Origin of the sequence: Acidovorax sp. YS12, from assembly GCA_021496925.1 — a bacterium.
Classification (GTDB): domain Bacteria; phylum Pseudomonadota; class Gammaproteobacteria; order Burkholderiales; family Burkholderiaceae_C; genus Paenacidovorax.
The window spans coordinates 3,734,388-3,749,469 of sequence record CP053915.1; the positions used below are offsets into that span (position 1 = coordinate 3,734,388).

Genomic DNA, 15,082 nt, shown 5'->3' on the forward strand with positions numbered 1-15,082 from the left:
CTCCACCCGAACAGGTGGTGACGCGCCGCGCCCCCGTTTCCTAGACTGCCCCGCACAACAACGACGGAGACACCGCCCCCCAGGGCGGCTGGCAGACACGATGACCACAGCCTTGGCAACCCGCCCCGCGGCGGATGTGACACTGGACGAAAAATACGAGCTGGCGAGCGGCTGGACCTTCATGTCCGGCACGCAGGCGCTGGTGCGCCTGCCGCTGCAGCAGCGCCTGTGCGACGTGGCCGCGGGGCGCAACACGGCGGGCTTCATCAGCGGCTACCGTGGCTCGCCGCTGGGCCGCTACGACATGGAGCTGTGGCGCAACGCCGAGCGGCTGAAGGCGCACCACATCCACTTCCAGCCCGGCGTGAACGAGGACCTGGCGGCCACCGCCGTGTGGGGCTCGCAGTACGTGGGCATCTTCCCCGGCGCGCGCTACGACGGCGTGTTCAGCATCTGGTACGGCAAGACGCCCGGCGTGGACCGCAGCGCCGACGTGCTGCGCCACGCCAACGCCGCGGGCACCGCGCCCTGGGGCGGCGCGCTGGCGCTGTGCGGCGACGACCACGCGGCCAAGTCCTCCACGCAGGCCGCGCAGTCGGACCAGATCCTGATCGCCACCGGCATCCCCGTGCTCTACCCGGCCAACGTGCAGGACATCCTCGATTTCGGCCTGCACGGCATCGCCATGAGCCGCCATGCCGGCTGCTGGGTCGGGCTCAAGCTGGTGACCGACGTGGTCGAGTCCTCGGGCAGCGTGCAGGTGGGCGTGGGCCGCCCGCACACCACCGCGCCCGCGCCGCTGCCCACGCAGCCGGCCGACGGGCTGAACATCCGCCGCTTCGACGGGCCGCTGCCGCAGGAGGCGCGCCTGTACGAGCACAAGCTGCACGCCGCGCTGGAGTACGCGCGCGCCAACGGGCTCAACCGCGTGGCGCTCGACAGCGCCGCGCCGCGCCTGGGCATCGTCGCGGCGGGCAAGAGCTATGCCGACGTGCGCCAGGCGCTGCTGGAACTGGGGCTGGACGAGGCCGCCGCCAGCGCCCACGGCATCCGGCTGCTGAAGGTCGGCATGGTCTGGCCGCTCGATCCGCACGCCATCGAGGACTTCGCCCAGGGCCTGCAGACGCTGCTGGTGGTGGAGGAAAAGCGCAACGTGCTGGAGGACCAGATCAAGGCCATCCTGTTCGACGCGCCGGGCCTGCGCGGTGTGCGCGTGGCCGGCAAGTACCACGGGGCCAACGGGTGGGCGCGCACGCGCGGCGCGCCGGGCCTGCCGTCGACGGGCGAGCTGGCGCCGCCGGCCATCGCCGCGCTGGTCGCGCGGCTGCTCGGCCTGCCGGGCTGCGAGGGCGCCGCCCCGGCCGCCGTGCCCAAGGGCGGGCCGGTGCGCCTGCCCAACTTCTGCTCGGGCTGCCCGCACAACACCTCCACCCAGTTGCCCGAGGGCAGCCGCGCGCTGGCGGGCATTGGCTGCCACGCCATCGCCTCGCTGCAGCGGCCGCAGACCACCGGCACCATTTCGCACATGGGCGGCGAGGGCGTGATGTGGGTCGGCCAGGCGCCGTTCACCGACGAGCCGCACGTCTTCGCCAACCTGGGCGACGGCACCTACTTCCACTCGGGCTTCCTGGCCATCCGCCAGGCCGTCGCGGCCAAGGTGCGCATCACCTACAAGCTGCTGGTCAACGGTTTCGTCTCCATGACCGGCGGTCAGCTGGTGGACGGCGAGCTGTCGGTGCCGCAGATGGCCGCCGAGCTGCTGGCCGAGGGCGTGGGCCGCATCGTGGTGGTGGCCGACGACCCGGGCCGCTACGACGGCGTGGCGCTGCCCCCGGGCGTGGCCGTGGAGCACCGGCGCGCGCTGGAGCGCGTGCAGCGCGAACTGCGCGAATTCACCGGCGTGTCGGTGCTGATCTACGACCAGGTGTGCGCCACCGAGCGCCGCCGCTTGCGCAAGCGCGGCAAGGTCCCCGACCCGGACCAGCGCAGCTTCATCAACAGCGCCGTGTGCGAGGGCTGCGGCGACTGCAGCGCCAAGTCCAACTGCATGTCCATCGAGCCGCTGCCCACCGAGCTGGGGCGCAAGCGGCGCATCAACCAGTCGTCGTGCAACAAGGATTTTTCCTGCGTCGAGGGCTTCTGCCCCAGCTTCGTCACCGTGCACGGCGCCACGCCCCGGCGCGGCAAGGCGCGCGCGCTGCCCGAATCGGACCTGGCGCTGCCCGAGGCCGCCTTGCCCGCGCTCGACGGCGCGCGGCCCTACGGCGTGCTGGTCACCGGCATCGGCGGTACGGGCGTGGTGACGGTGGGCGCCATCCTGGGCATGGCCGCGCACCTGGACGGCAAGGCCGCCAGCACGCTCGACGTGACGGGCCTGGCGCAGAAGTACGGCGCCGTGATGTCGCACATCCGCATCGCCGCCGACGCGGCGCAACTGCAGTCCACGCGGCTGGCGGCGGGCGAGGCCGACCTGCTGGTGGGCTGCGACCTGGTGGTCAGCGCCGGGGACGAGGCGCTGTCCAAGTTCCGCGCCGGGCGCACCCGCGCCGTGGTGGACACCAGCGTGGCGCCCACCAGCGAATTCACGCGCAACCCCGACTGGCAGCTCGACGCGCAGGCGCTGCAGCAGCGCATTGCCGCCGCCGCGGGCGGCGGCGCGCAGCTCGCCCTGGTCGAGGCCACGCGCCTGGCCGTGGCGCTGATGGGCGACACCATCGCCGCCAACCTGTTCCTGCTGGGCTTTGCCTGGCAGCGCGGCTGGCTGCCGGTGGCGCGCGCGGCCATCGAGCGGGCCATCGCGCTCAACGGCGTGAGCGTGGACTTCAACCTCAAGAGCTTCCTGTGGGGCCGCCGCGCCGCGCACGACGGCGCCGCCGTGCAGGCGCTGGCCGAGCCCGCCGGCACGCAGAAGGTGGTGCAGTTCCAGCCGCGCCTGGCATGCCTGGCCGACGTGCTGGCCGACCGTGGCGCGCGCCTGGCCGCGTTCCAGAACCCCGCCTACGCCGAGCGCCACGCCCGCCTGGTGCAGCGCGTGGCGGCGGCCGAGCAGGCCGCCGGCGGCGGCGAGCGCCTGGCCACCGCCGTGGCGCGCTACTACTTCAAGCTGCTGGCGTACAAGGACGAGTTCGAGGTGGCGCGCCTGTACAGCACGCCCGAATTCCGCGCCGAGCTGGCGCAGGCCTTCGAGGACGGCTACCGGCTGCACTTCCACCTCGGCGCCTGGCCCTTCGCAGGCAAGGACCCGGTGACGGGCCTGCCGCGCAAGCGCGAACTCGGGCCCTGGGCCTGGCAGGCGCTGCGCCTGCTGGCGCGCCTGCGCGGCCTGCGCGGCACGGTGCTGGACCCGTTCCGCCACAACGCCGAACGGCGCCTGGCGCTGCGCCTGATCGCCGACTACGAGCAGGACGTGGAGCGCCTGGTCGCCGGCCTCACGCCCGAGCGCCTGGCGCTGGCCATCGAGACGGCGCAGTGGCCCGAGCAGGTGCGCGGCTTCGGCCACGTGCGCGAGGCCAGCGTGCAGAAGACCGGCGCGCTGCGCGCCGCACTGGCGCAGCGCTGGGCGCAGGCCGACGCGCCCCAGCAGGCGCGCGCGGCCTAAGCTATTAAAAAAAGAGCTGCTTGCGCTTTCTGCAAGCCATTTCCATGGCTGTTTCATATCGAAAACAGCCATGGACAAGCGCGAGCAGCTATCAATTCAGTAGTCCACCCACCACCGACACCAAGGAGCGAGACATGACGCACATTCCCCACTTCACCCGCCGCGCCGCGGTCCTGGCCGCCGCGCTGGGCGCCACGCTGGGCGCCGCGCCCGCCCGCGCGCAGGGCGAGCCGCCGATCAGGATCGGCATCAGCACGGCGGTGCAACTGCAGATCGGGCGCGACACGCGCGACGGCGCGCAGCTCGCCATCGACGAGATCAACGCCAAGGGCGGCCTGCTCGGGCGCAAGCTGGCGATGGTGGTGGCCGACGAGACCGAGGACCCGGAGAAGGGCATCAGCGCCATCAAGAAGCTGACGGCCGACGAGAAGGTGGACGCCATCGTCGGCGGCTACACCTCGGGCGTGGTGCTGGCGCAGCTGCCGCACATCGCGGCGGCCAAGACGGTGTACATCAACGTGGGCGCGGCCTCGCCCGCCATCAACGCCAAGGTCAAGCAGAACTACGAAGCCAACAAGTACATCTTCCGCATCGGCACGCTCAACTCGCTGCACCTGGCGGGCGGCCTGGTGAGCTACATGACCGACTACCTGCACGGCGAGCTGGGCATGAAGAAGTTCGCCATCGTCGGCGAGAGCGCCAAGTGGGTGCAGGATCTGATCCCCGTGCTCAAGCGGGGCGCCACGGCCAAGGGCCTGGACGTGGTGATGGCCGAGACCTTCGACACCGGCACCACCAACTTCTCGCCGCTGCTGTCCAAGGTGAAGAACAGCGGCGCCGAGTACATGGTGGTGATCCTGTCGCACGCCTCCAGCGACGTGCTGGCCAAGCAGTGGTACGACGCGCGCATACCCGTGCCCTACGGCGGCATCGACGTGAAGGGGCAGGACACCGATTTCTTCGAGCGCGTGGGCGGCAAGGCCGTCACCGCCGTGGCGGGCAACTACATCGTGCGCGCGCCGCTGTCGCCGCGCACCCTGCCGTTCCTCGACGCCTTCAAGGCGCGCTACAAGCGCGAAACCGTGTACACCGGCGCGGGCGCCTACGACGCCGTGCACGCCTGGGCCGACGCGGTGGCGCGCGCCAATTCGGTTCAGGCCGACGCCGTCATCAAGGCGCTGGAGAAGGTGGACATGCCCATCACCACCGGCCGCCTGCAGCTCGACGACACGCACGACGTGAAGGCCGGCCCCGGCCTGGTGAACATGCTGTGGGTGCAGTGGCAGGAGGGCGGCAAGCGCGTCATCCTCTGGCCCAGGGAGGCGCGCACCGGCGACTTCGCCAAGCCGCAGTGGATGCAGTGAAGCAGGCCCGGGCATGACGGACATCCTGGTTCACGGCGCGGTCACCAGCGCCATCTACGCCATGCTGGCGGTGGGCTTCACGCTGGTGTTCGGCGTGGCGCGCATCCTCAACCTGGCGCACGGCGCGTTCTACATGCTCGGCGCCTACTTCACCTACCTGTTCGCCACGCTGCTCGGCCTGCCGCTGGCGCTGGCGGCGCTGGCCGCCATCGCCGCCACGGCGGGCCTGGGCTGGGCCGTGGAGCGCTGGTTGATCCGGCCGCAGCGCGACTCCAGCATGGCGGTGATGATGGTCACCATGGCCTTCCTGCTGGTGGCCGAGCAGGTGCTGCTGGTGACCTTCGGCTCCGAGGTCGTCAACGTGCCGGCCTTCGCCGACGCCAAGTTCAGCCTGGGCGGCGCCGACATTGGCGGCCAGCAGCTGCTGACCCTGGCCACGGCGGTGGCGGCGCTGGCCGTGCTGTGGCTGCTGATCCAGCGCACGCGCGCCGGCGCGGCTATCCTGGCGCTGTCGCAGGACCCGCTGGCCGCGCAGTACATGGGCATTCCCACCGACCGCGTGTACGGCCGCGTGGTGGCCCTGTCGGCCGCGCTGGCGGCGCTGGCCGGGGTGATGGCCGGGCCCTTCCTGTCCACCTCGCCGCACATGGCCATGCCCGCGCTGACCAAGGCCTTCGCCATCGTCATCGTCGGCGGCCTGGGCTCGCTGCCGGGCAGCATCCTGGCGGCCATCCTGCTGGGCTACGCCGAAACGGCAGTGGCCTACCTGGTGTCCTCCTCGTGGACCGAGGTGGTGTCGCTCGCCGCCGTGTTGCTGACGCTGCTGCTGCGTCCCGCCGGCCTGCGCGGAAAACGCGCCGCTTTCTGAGACCATGCCCATGAAAATCACCCTTCGACAATCCCTGGCGCTGGCCGCCGCGCTGGCGCTGCTGGCCGCCGTGCCCTGGCTGGGCAGCGCCTACATGACGGGCGTGTTCACCGTCTGCCTGATCTACGCCATCTGGGCCATGGGCTGGGACTTCTTCTCGGGCCTGACCGGGCGCGAGAACTTCGGCTACCCGCTGTTCATCGGCATCGGCGCCTACGCCACCGGCTACCTGGACGCCAACCACGGCCTCTCGCCCTGGCTCGGCCTCTTCGTGGCCATGGGCATGTCGGCGCTGCTGGGCCTGGCCATCGGCTTTCCCACGCTGCGCCTGAAGGGCCCGTACTTCGCGCTGGCCACGCTGGCGGCGGCGGCCATCGCGCAGCGCATGCTGCTGATCCTGTGGGACATCACGGGCGGCGAGGAAGGCATCCAGGGCCTGACGCCGCTGGTGCTGGACACGGTGCGGTACTACTACCTGGTGCTGGGCGTGGCGCTGGCCAGCGGCGCGGTGCTGGTCGGTCTGTCGCGCTCGCGCTGGGGGCTGCTGCTGCGCGCCATCCGCGGCGACGAGGCGGGCTGCCAGGCCGCGGGCATCAACGTCACGTTCTACAAGATCGCCGCGCTGGTCATCAGCGCCGTGTTCGCGGGCCTGGGCGGCGCGCTGTACGCCAGCTACCAGATGCAGGTCAGCCCGCAGATCGTCTCGGTGCTGATGCTGGTGGCCGTGGTCACCATGGTCTACGTGGGCGGCATCGGCTCGGTCTACGGCGCGGCGGGCGGCGCCATCGTGCTGTCGCTGCTGGGCGAGATGCTGCGCAGCGCGGGCGAGTACCGGCTGCTGGTCTATGCGCTGCTGCTCATCGTGGTGATCTTCTTCCTGCGCGGCGGCCTGGTCGCGCCGCTGTGGCGCAGGCTGGGCAAGGGGGCCACGCCATGACCGCGCTGCTCGACATCCAGGGCCTGACCAAGCGCTTCGGCGGACTCACCGCCGTGCAGGACATGGCGTTCTGCGTGGCGCGCGGCGAGATCCTCGGCATCCTCGGCCCCAACGGCGCGGGCAAGACCACGCTGTTCAACCTGCTGACCGGCTTCATCCGGCCCGACGCGGGGCGCGTGCTCTTCAACGGCCAGGACCTGGCCGGGCGCACGCCCGCCCAGGTGGTGAACCAGGGCCTGGCGCGCACCTTCCAGCTGTGCCGCCCCTTCGTGGGCATGAGCGTGGCGGAAAACGCCATGGTGGCCTGCTACTCGCCGCGCGGCCGCGCCACCGGCGAGGCGCCGCGCGAGCGCGCGCTGCGCATGCTCGACGACGTGGGCCTGGCCCACAAGGCCGAGACCCCGGCCGAGCTGCTCTCCTACGGCGACCAGCGGCGCCTGGAGATTGCGCGCGCGCTGGCCACCGACCCGCTGCTGCTGCTGCTCGACGAACCCTTCGCCGGGCTGGGCGCGAGCGAGATTGAGCCGCTGTCGGCGCTGATCCGCCGCCTGCACGCCGAGCGGGGCCTGAGCATCCTCATCATCGAACATAAGCTGCGCGAATTCATGCAGCTGGTGCAGCGCGTGGTCGCCATCGACTTTGGCGAACTGATCGCCATCGGCGACGCGCAGGACATCGTGCGCCACCCCAAGGTGGTGCAGGCGTACATCGGAAAGACGGAGGCCGACCTTGCCACTGCTTGACATCCAGGGGCTCGCCGCCTCCTACGGCAAGGCGCTGGCCCTCGAATCCGTGGACCTGCACGTGCAGCCCGGCGAACTGGTGGGCGTGCTTGGCCCCAACGGCGCGGGCAAGACCACGCTGCTCAAGGCCATCTCGCGCAGCCTCGCGTCCAGCGGCACGCTCAACCTGGACGGCCAGCCGCTGCACGGCCACGCCGCACACGCGGTGGTGGGCCTGGGCATCTGCCACTGCCCCGAGGGGCGGCGCCTGTTCACCGAACTCACGGTGCGCAAGAACCTGGAGCTGGGCGCGTACCTGAACCCCTCGCGCGACGGCGTGCAGGCCACCATGGAAACGGTGTTCGCGTTGTTCCCCATCCTGCGCGAGCGGCTGGAGCAGACCGTCTCCACGCTCTCGGGCGGGCAGCAGCAGTTCGTGGCCATCGGCCGCGCGCTCATGGGGCGACCGCGCCTGCTGCTGCTCGACGAGCCCTCGGTGGGCATCGCGCACCGGCTGAAGATCGAGATCTTCGACGCCATCCGCGCCATCGCCGCCTCGGGCGTGGCCGTGCTCATGGCCGAGCAGGACGCGCAGAACACGCTGCGCGTGGCGCAGCGCGTGTACGTGCTGGAAAACGGCCGCATCGCGCGCCACGGCAGCAGCGCCGAGCTGGCGGGCGACGATTACATCCGCCGCATCTACCTGGGCATCTGAATGGACACCGACACCTTGCGCGCGCACCTGCGCGACCTTCTGGGCGAGGCCGGCGTCGTGGACGCCGCCGACGCGGCCCAGCGCCCCGCCGGCTTCATGCGCCAGGACACGGTGCAGTGCCGCCTGCTGGCGCGTCCGCGCAGCACCGGGGAAGTGGCCGCCGTGCTGCGGCTGTGCCATGCGCAGCGCATCCCCGTCGTGCCCCACGGCGGGCGCACGGGCCTGGTGCACGGGGCCGACGCCACGCCCGCGCAGCTCGTGCTGTCGCTCGAACGCATGAACGCCATCGAGGCCATCGAGCCGCGCCAGCGCGTGGCCGTGGCGCAGGCCGGCGTCACGCTGCAGGCGCTGCAGGAGGCGGTGCAGCCGCATGGCCTGGCCTTCCCGCTCGACCTGGGGGCGCGCGGCTCGGCCACGCTGGGCGGCAACGCGGCCACCAACGCGGGCGGCAACCGCGTCATCCGCCACGGCATGATGCGCGAGCGCGTGCTCGGCCTGGAGGCGGTGCTGGCCGACGGCACCGTGGTGTCCTCGCTGAACCGCATGCTCAAGAACAACGCGGGCTACGACCTCAAGCAGCTCTTCATCGGCTCCGAGGGCACGCTGGGCGTCATCACGCGGCTGGTGCTGCGCCTGGCCGAGCTGCCCGCGAGCCAGAACGTGGCGCTGGTGGCGCTGCCCCATTTCGACGCCGTGGCCGCCCTGCTGGGCCACATGGACCGCGCGCTGGGCGGCGGCCTGTCGGCCTTCGAGGTGATGTGGGGCGCGTTCTACGAACTCGTGACCACGCCGCCCGCCGCCAGCGCGCCGCCGCTGGCGCACGGCCAGCCGTTCTACGCACTGGTCGAGTCGCAGGGCGCGGACCAGGCGCTGGACGGCCCGCGCTTCGTCGCCGCGCTGGAAGCGGCCATGGCGCAGGGCTGGATCGTGGACGCGGCCGTCGCCGGCTCGGCGCGCGAATGCGCGGCGCTGTGGGCGCTGCGCGACGACGTGATGCAGACGGCGCGCCACGGCTGGCCCTTCACCTTCGACGTGTCGCTGCCCATCGCGGCCATGGAGGGCTACGTGGCCCAGGTGCAGGGCGCCCTGGCTGCGCGCTGGCCGGCGCACCACTGCTGGGTGTTCGGCCACCTGGGCGACGGCAACCTGCACGTGGTCGTCCACACCGGCGCCGACGGCGACCGCGCGGCGGTGGAGCAGATCGTCTATGCCCCGCTGGCGCCGCTGCAGGGCTCGGTCTCGGCCGAGCACGGCATCGGGCTGGAGAAGAAGCCCTACCTGCACCTGTCGCGCAGCGCGGCAGAGATCGCGCTGATGCGTACGCTCAAGCAGGCGCTCGATCCGCTGCAACTGCTCAACCCAGGCAAGGTGCTGCACGACTCTTGAAGGGGATTTGCCCCGGCTCCTACACTGGCGCCATGCGCAAGAAGCCATCCCTTTCCACCAAGCTGCTGGCCCTGGGCGTGGGCTTCCTGCTCATCGCCCTGGCCTCGATCGGCCTGACGCTGTGGGTGACCTGGCAGCTCGAAGGCGGCGCGGCCGCCGTGAACGAGGCCGGGCGCCTGCGCATGAACATGCTGCGCATGGTGATCGCGCAGCAGAACGAGTCGCCCGAGCGCGTGGCCGCGCTGGAGCGCCAGTTCGACGACAGCCTGGAGCTGCTGCGCACCGGCGACCCGGCGCGCCCGCTGTTCGTGCCCCGGGCCGAGGAAACGCGCGAGCGCTTCGAGCGCGTGCGCAGCGAATGGCGCATCCTGCGCTCGCACTGGGGCGAGGTCATGCCCGTGCAGGCCGTGGAGCGTGCCGACGCCTTCGTGCTGCACGTCAATGCCTTCGTCGAGTCGATCGAGACGCAGATCGCGCGCTGGACGGCGGTGCTGCACCTGTTCCAGCTGCTCATGGTGGCGCTGGCGATTGCCGCCGCCGTGACCTTCATGGCAGTGAGCTACCTGCTGGTGCTGCACCCGGTGGCGCGCCTGCAGCAGGCGCTGGCGCGCTTGCGCCAGGGCGACCTGGGCACGCGCCTGGTGGTCGATACGCCCGACGAGTTCGGCCAGCTCGCGGCGGGCTTCAACCTCATGGCCCATGCGCTGCAGGCCTCGCACGAGGACCTGGAGCGCAAGGTGCGCGACAAGACCGCCAGCATCGAGGAGCAGAACCAGCGCCTGGCCGCGCTGTACGCCGTGAGCGCCCTGGGCGCCGAGGCCGGCAGCCTGGAGGCGCTGGCCCAGGGCTTCGTGCAGCAGATCCGCCAGGTGGCGGGCTGCGACGCGGCCGCCGTGCGCTGGTCCGACGAAGCCAACGAGCGCTACGTGCTGCTGGCCGCCGACGGGCTGCCGCAGGCGCTGGCCGAGCAGGAGCACTGCCTGGCGGCGGGCAGCTGCGACTGCGGCCAGGCGCAGGAGACGGCGCAGATGCGCATCATCCCCATCACGCCGGTGTCGGCCCAGCAGCTGCCGCACTGCCGCGAGGCCGGGTTCGAGACCGTGGTCAGCATTCCCGTGCGGCTGCAGCAGCGCCTGCTGGGCGAGGTGTCGCTGTTCTTCCGCAACACCCGCAGCCTCTCGCAGGACACGCGCGGGCTGCTGTCCACCATGGCGCACCACCTGGCCAGCTCCATGGAGAGCCTGCGCGCCACGGCGCTGGAGCGCGAGGCGGCGGTGGCCGAGGAGCGCAGCCTGATCGCGCGCGAGCTGCACGACTCCATCGCGCAGTCGCTGGCCTTCCTGAAGATCCAGACGCAGTTGCTGCGCGATGCCATCGCCAAGGACAACGCGCAGGTGCGCGAGCGCAGCCTGGCCGAGCTGGAGACCGGCGTGCGCGAGTGCTATGCCGACGTGCGCGAGCTGCTGGTGCATTTCCGCACGCGCACCAGCGACGAGGACATCGAGACCGCGCTGCGCGCCACGCTTTCCAAGTTCGAGCACCAGACCGGCGTGGCCACCCACCTGAGCATGGGCGGCCACGGCCTGCCGCTGGCGCCCGACGTGCAGATCCAGGTGCTGCACATGGTGCAGGAGGCGCTGTCCAACGTGCGCAAGCACGCCCAGGCGCGGCGTGTGGAGCTGCGCGTGGAGCGCCACCCCTGGCGCTTCGAGGTGCGCGACGACGGCTGCGGGTTCGACCCCGCGCGCGTGGCGCCCGATTCGCTGCACGTGGGCCTGGGCATCATGCGCGAGCGCGCCCAGCGCGTGGGTGCCGAGGTGCGCGTAGACTCTGCGCCCGGTGGCGGCGGCACGTGCGTGTGCATCGCGCTGCCCGCCGCTTCCACCGTCGCCCCCGCCGCCCCCGCGCTTGCATGACCGCTCCCATCACCGTTTTCGTCGTCGATGACCACACCCTGTTCCGCCGCGGGCTGATCGCGCTCATCGGCCTGGACGAGGGGCTGCGTGTGGTGGGCGAGGCGGCCGACGCCGCCGAGGCGCTGCGCCTGGTGCCCGGCCTGCAGCCGCAGGTCATCCTGCTGGACAACCACCTGCCCGGCGTGCTCGGCGTTGATGCCATCGGCGGGCTGCGCGAGGCCGCGCCCGGCTGCCGCGTGGTCATGCTCACGGTGAGCGAGGACGGGCAGGACCTGGCTGCCGCGCTGCGCCACGGCGCGCAGGGCTATCTGCTCAAGACCATCGACGGCGCTCTGCTGAGCGAAGCCATCCGCCGCGCCGCGCGCGGCGAGCCCGTGGTCAGCCCCGAGATGATGGGCAAGCTCGTGGCGGCCTTCCAGAGCCAGGGCGTGCCCGTGCCGCCGCCCGTGGCCGAGCCCGAGGCGGCCTCGCCGCTGTCCCCGCGCGAGGAAGACGTGCTGCGCGAGATCGCCCGGGGCGCGAGCAACAAGGAGATCGCGCGCACGCTCGATATCGCCGAGACCACGGTGAAGATCCACGTGCAGCACATCCTGCGCAAGCTCGGCCTGAGCTCGCGCGTGCAGGCGGCGGTGTACGCCTCGGACCGCCAGCGCTGACGAACTCTCTTTTTGATAGCTGCCAGCGCTTGATGGACGGGCGCTGAGGCCATTTTTCGCTTGAAATCTGCAGGGGCGGCATAGTTCTTTCGGACGATGGCGCCATCGTCCTTCTGCCGCGCCGCGGGCCCTCCAGAGACGGATGGGCAAGGCGCGCGCCCTGGGCGACCATGGCAAGGCATTCGCAAGAGAGGACACAAATGCCTTCCCCGTCACACCACGCAGCAGAAGACCCGCGCCATACCCGCCAGGCCTGGTCGGTGCTCATCGTGAGCACGCTGGCCTTCACCGTCTGTTTCATGGTCTGGATGATGTTCGGCGTCATCGGCATCCCGATCAAGAAGATGCTGAACCTGAACGCCACCGAGTTCGGCCTGCTTACCGCCATGCCCGTGCTCACCGGCTCGCTGGTGCGCGTGCCGCTGGGCATCTGGACCGACAAGTACGGCGGCCGCATCGTCATGGCGGTGCTGCTGGCCCTCACCGTGCCCGCCATCTGGGTCATGGGCTACGCCACGCAGTACTGGCACTTCCTCGTCATCGGCCTGTTCGTGGGGCTGGCCGGGGGCGCGTTCTCGGTCGGCACGCCCTACGTGGCGCGCTGGTTCCCCAAGAGCCGCCAGGGCACGGCCATGGGCGTCTATGGCGCCGGCAACTCGGGTGCGGCGGTGAACAAGTTCGTCGCCCCGGTGATCTTGGTGGCCTTCGGCTGGCAGGCCGTGCCGCACGTCTATGCGGCCATCATGCTGGGCACGCTGGTGCTGTTCTGGATATTTTCCTACAGCGACCCAACGCACCTGGTGTCGAGCAACGTCAAGTTCACCGACCAGCTCAAGGCGCTGAAGGATCCCAAGGTGCTCAAGTACTGCCAGTACTACAGCATCGTGTTCGGCGGCTACGTGGCGCTGGCGCTGTGGATGGTGCAGTACTACGTGGGCGAGTACGGGCTGGACATCCGCGTCGCCGCGCTGCTGGCCGCGTGCTTCTCGCTGCCCGGCGGCGTGCTGCGCGCCATCGGCGGCGTGCTGTCGGACAAGTACGGCGCGCACAGCGTGACCTGGTGGGTGCTGTGGGTGAGCTGGATCTGCCTGTTCCTGCTGTCGTACCCGCAGACCGACTTCACCGTCCTTACCGTCGATGGCCCCAAGGTGTTCCACATCGGCCTGAACGTCTACGTGTTCACCGCGCTGATGGCCGTGCTCGGCGTGGCCTGGGCCTTCGGCAAGGCCAGCGTGTTCAAGTACATCAGCGACGACTACCCCGGCAACATCGGCACGATCAGCGGCATCGTGGGCCTGGCGGGCGGCATGGGCGGCTTCATCCTGCCGATCATGTTCGGCGCGCTGATGGATTGGACGGGCATCCGCTCCAGCGCCTTCATGCTCATGTACGGCGTGGTCTGGGTCTCGCTGATCTGGATGTATTTCACCGAGGTGCGCCGCACCGACGTGATGGATCACTGAAACCTTCTGAAAGGTGCCTTCCATGTCAACCCCCGCATCGCACGCCGGCGCCCGCCAGGGCCGCCTGCTCACGCTCTGGACGCCCGAGGACAAGCAGTTCTGGGAGCGCGAGGGCGAGGCCGTCGCCAAGCTCAACCTGTGGATCTCGGTGCCCGCGCTGTTCCTGGCCTTCGCCATCTGGCAGGTCTGGAGCGTGGTCGCCGTGAACCTGCCCGCTTTAGGCTTCAAGTACTCGACCAACCAGCTGTTCTGGCTCGCCGCCGCGCCCGCGCTCTCGGGCGCCACGCTGCGCATCTTCTACTCGTTCATGGTGCCGGTGTTCGGCGGGCGGCGCTGGACGGCGCTGTCCACCGCGTCGCTGCTGATCCCGGCCATCGGCATCGGCTACGCGGTGCAGGACAACACCACCAGCTACCCCACCATGCTGGTGCTGGCGCTGCTGTGCGGCCTGGGCGGGGGCAACTTCAGCTCCAGCATGGCCAACATCAGCTTCTTCTTCCCGAAGGAGCGCAAGGGCTCGGCGCTGGGCGTGAACGCCGGCCTGGGCAACCTGGGCGTGTCGGTGGTGCAGTTCCTCAGCCCGCTGGTGGTCACGGTCGGCGTCTTCGGCATCTTCGGCGGCGACCCGCAGACCATCGTGAAGAACGGCGAGCACATCCAGGTGTGGACGCAGAACGCCGCCTTCGTCTGGGTGCCGTGGATCCTGCTCACGTCCATCGCTGCCTGGTTCGGCATGCACGACATCGCCGACGCCAAGGCCAGCTTCGCCGCGCAGGCCGCCATTTTCCGGCGCAAGCACAACTGGCTGATGTGCGTGCTGTACCTGGGCACGTTCGGCTCGTTCATCGGCTACGCGGCGGGCTTTCCGCTGCTCATCAAGAGCCAGTTTCCCAACGTCAACCCGCTGGCCTACGCCTGGCTCGGGCCGCTGGTGGGCGCGGTGGTGCGGCCCTTCGGCGGCTGGCTGGCCGACAAGCTCGGCGGCGCGCGCGTGACGCTGTGGAACTTCATCGTCATGGCGCTGGCCGTGGTGGGCGTGGTCTGGTTCCTGCCCTCGGGAAGCTCGGCGGGGCAGTTCGGCGGTTTCTTCGTGTGCTTCCTGGTGCTGTTCCTTACCACCGGCATCGGCAACGGCTCGACCTTCCGCATGATTCCGGTCATCTTCCTGAGCGAAGCCATGCGCGGCGTGGACACCCGCGACGCCGCCGCCGTGGCCCAGGCCAACAAGGAGGGCAACACGCTGGGCGCAGCCACGCTGGGCTTCACGGCGGCCTTCGCGGCCTATGGCGGCTTCTTCATTCCCAAGAGCTACGGCAGTTCCATCGCGCTCACGGGCGGCCCCCAGGCCGCGCTGTGGGCCTTCGTGGCGTTCTACGCCATTTGCATCGTCATCACTTGGTGGTACTACGCGCGCAAGAGCGCCGAGATGCCCTGCTGACCCTGTCCCTCCCTGTCCT

The 15,082-nt window shown here is 70.8% G+C and carries 11 protein-coding genes; all 11 read left to right on the top strand.

The genetic code is table 11. The features are described 5' to 3' along the window. Positions 1-100 precede the first annotated feature (100 nt). The 11 genes from YS110_16800 (at position 101) to YS110_16850 (ending at position 15,063) form a co-directional block, all read left to right on the top strand. The gene (locus YS110_16800; protein ID UJB66290.1) at positions 101-3,598 is read left to right on the top strand and encodes an indolepyruvate ferredoxin oxidoreductase family protein; all 3,498 of its coding nucleotides are present in this window, start codon (positions 101-103) and stop codon (positions 3,596-3,598) included. Between the two features lie 134 nt (positions 3,599-3,732). Continuing rightward, positions 3,733-4,962, top strand: a complete 1,230-nt coding sequence (locus YS110_16805) for an ABC transporter substrate-binding protein (protein ID UJB66291.1) — start codon at positions 3,733-3,735, stop codon at positions 4,960-4,962. Positions 4,963-4,975: 13 nt separating this feature from the next. Next, positions 4,976-5,830, top strand: a complete 855-nt coding sequence (locus YS110_16810; protein UJB66292.1) for a branched-chain amino acid ABC transporter permease — start codon at positions 4,976-4,978, stop codon at positions 5,828-5,830. A 10-nt stretch (positions 5,831-5,840) separates the two neighbouring features. Continuing rightward, entirely contained in the window at positions 5,841-6,767 is a 927-nt protein-coding gene (locus YS110_16815; GenBank protein UJB66293.1) for a branched-chain amino acid ABC transporter permease, read from the top strand. Then, on the top strand, positions 6,764-7,510 hold the full coding sequence (locus YS110_16820; protein UJB66294.1) for an ABC transporter ATP-binding protein: 747 nt from the start codon (positions 6,764-6,766) through the stop codon (positions 7,508-7,510). The genes YS110_16815 and YS110_16820 overlap by 4 nt, the downstream gene beginning before the upstream one ends. Continuing rightward, positions 7,497-8,204 carry an ABC transporter ATP-binding protein gene (locus YS110_16825; protein UJB66295.1) on the top strand — a complete coding sequence of 236 codons (708 nt, stop codon included), beginning with the start codon at positions 7,497-7,499 and terminating at the stop codon, positions 8,202-8,204. Before YS110_16820 ends, YS110_16825 begins: the two co-directional genes overlap by 14 nt. Further along, complete coding sequence (locus tag YS110_16830) at positions 8,205-9,590, top strand: FAD-binding oxidoreductase (GenBank protein ID UJB66296.1); 1,386 nt, start codon at positions 8,205-8,207, stop codon at positions 9,588-9,590. A gap of 32 nt (positions 9,591-9,622) precedes the next feature. Next, positions 9,623-11,506 (top strand): type IV pili methyl-accepting chemotaxis transducer N-terminal domain-containing protein, encoded by a 1,884-nt coding sequence (locus tag YS110_16835; protein UJB66297.1) that lies wholly within the window; start codon positions 9,623-9,625, stop codon positions 11,504-11,506. Beyond that, the gene (locus tag YS110_16840) at positions 11,503-12,162 is read left to right on the top strand and encodes a response regulator (GenBank protein ID UJB66298.1); all 660 of its coding nucleotides are present in this window, start codon (positions 11,503-11,505) and stop codon (positions 12,160-12,162) included. The genes YS110_16835 and YS110_16840 overlap by 4 nt, the downstream gene beginning before the upstream one ends. 200 nt (positions 12,163-12,362) lie before the next feature. Further along, complete coding sequence (locus YS110_16845) at positions 12,363-13,625, top strand: NarK/NasA family nitrate transporter (GenBank protein UJB66299.1); 1,263 nt, start codon at positions 12,363-12,365, stop codon at positions 13,623-13,625. Between the two features lie 22 nt (positions 13,626-13,647). Then, positions 13,648-15,063 (top strand): NarK family nitrate/nitrite MFS transporter, encoded by a 1,416-nt coding sequence (locus YS110_16850; GenBank protein ID UJB66300.1) that lies wholly within the window; start codon positions 13,648-13,650, stop codon positions 15,061-15,063. Positions 15,064-15,082: the final 19 nt, after the last annotated feature.

Bases quoted from the DNA above. Each gene is read 5' to 3' on its own strand.
- YS110_16800 (UJB66290.1), top strand. From the start codon at position 101: ATGACCACAGCCTTGGCAACCCGCCCCGCGGCGGATGTGACACTGGAC.
- YS110_16805 (UJB66291.1), top strand. From the start codon at position 3,733: ATGACGCACATTCCCCACTTCACCCGCCGCGCCGCGGTCCTGGCCGCC.
- YS110_16810 (UJB66292.1), top strand. From the start codon at position 4,976: ATGACGGACATCCTGGTTCACGGCGCGGTCACCAGCGCCATCTACGCC.
- YS110_16815 (UJB66293.1), top strand. From the start codon at position 5,841: ATGAAAATCACCCTTCGACAATCCCTGGCGCTGGCCGCCGCGCTGGCG.
- YS110_16820 (UJB66294.1), top strand. From the start codon at position 6,764: ATGACCGCGCTGCTCGACATCCAGGGCCTGACCAAGCGCTTCGGCGGA.
- YS110_16830 (UJB66296.1), top strand. From the start codon at position 8,205: ATGGACACCGACACCTTGCGCGCGCACCTGCGCGACCTTCTGGGCGAG.
- YS110_16835 (UJB66297.1), top strand. From the start codon at position 9,623: ATGCGCAAGAAGCCATCCCTTTCCACCAAGCTGCTGGCCCTGGGCGTG.
- YS110_16840 (UJB66298.1), top strand. From the start codon at position 11,503: ATGACCGCTCCCATCACCGTTTTCGTCGTCGATGACCACACCCTGTTC.
- YS110_16845 (UJB66299.1), top strand. From the start codon at position 12,363: ATGCCTTCCCCGTCACACCACGCAGCAGAAGACCCGCGCCATACCCGC.
- YS110_16850 (UJB66300.1), top strand. From the start codon at position 13,648: ATGTCAACCCCCGCATCGCACGCCGGCGCCCGCCAGGGCCGCCTGCTC.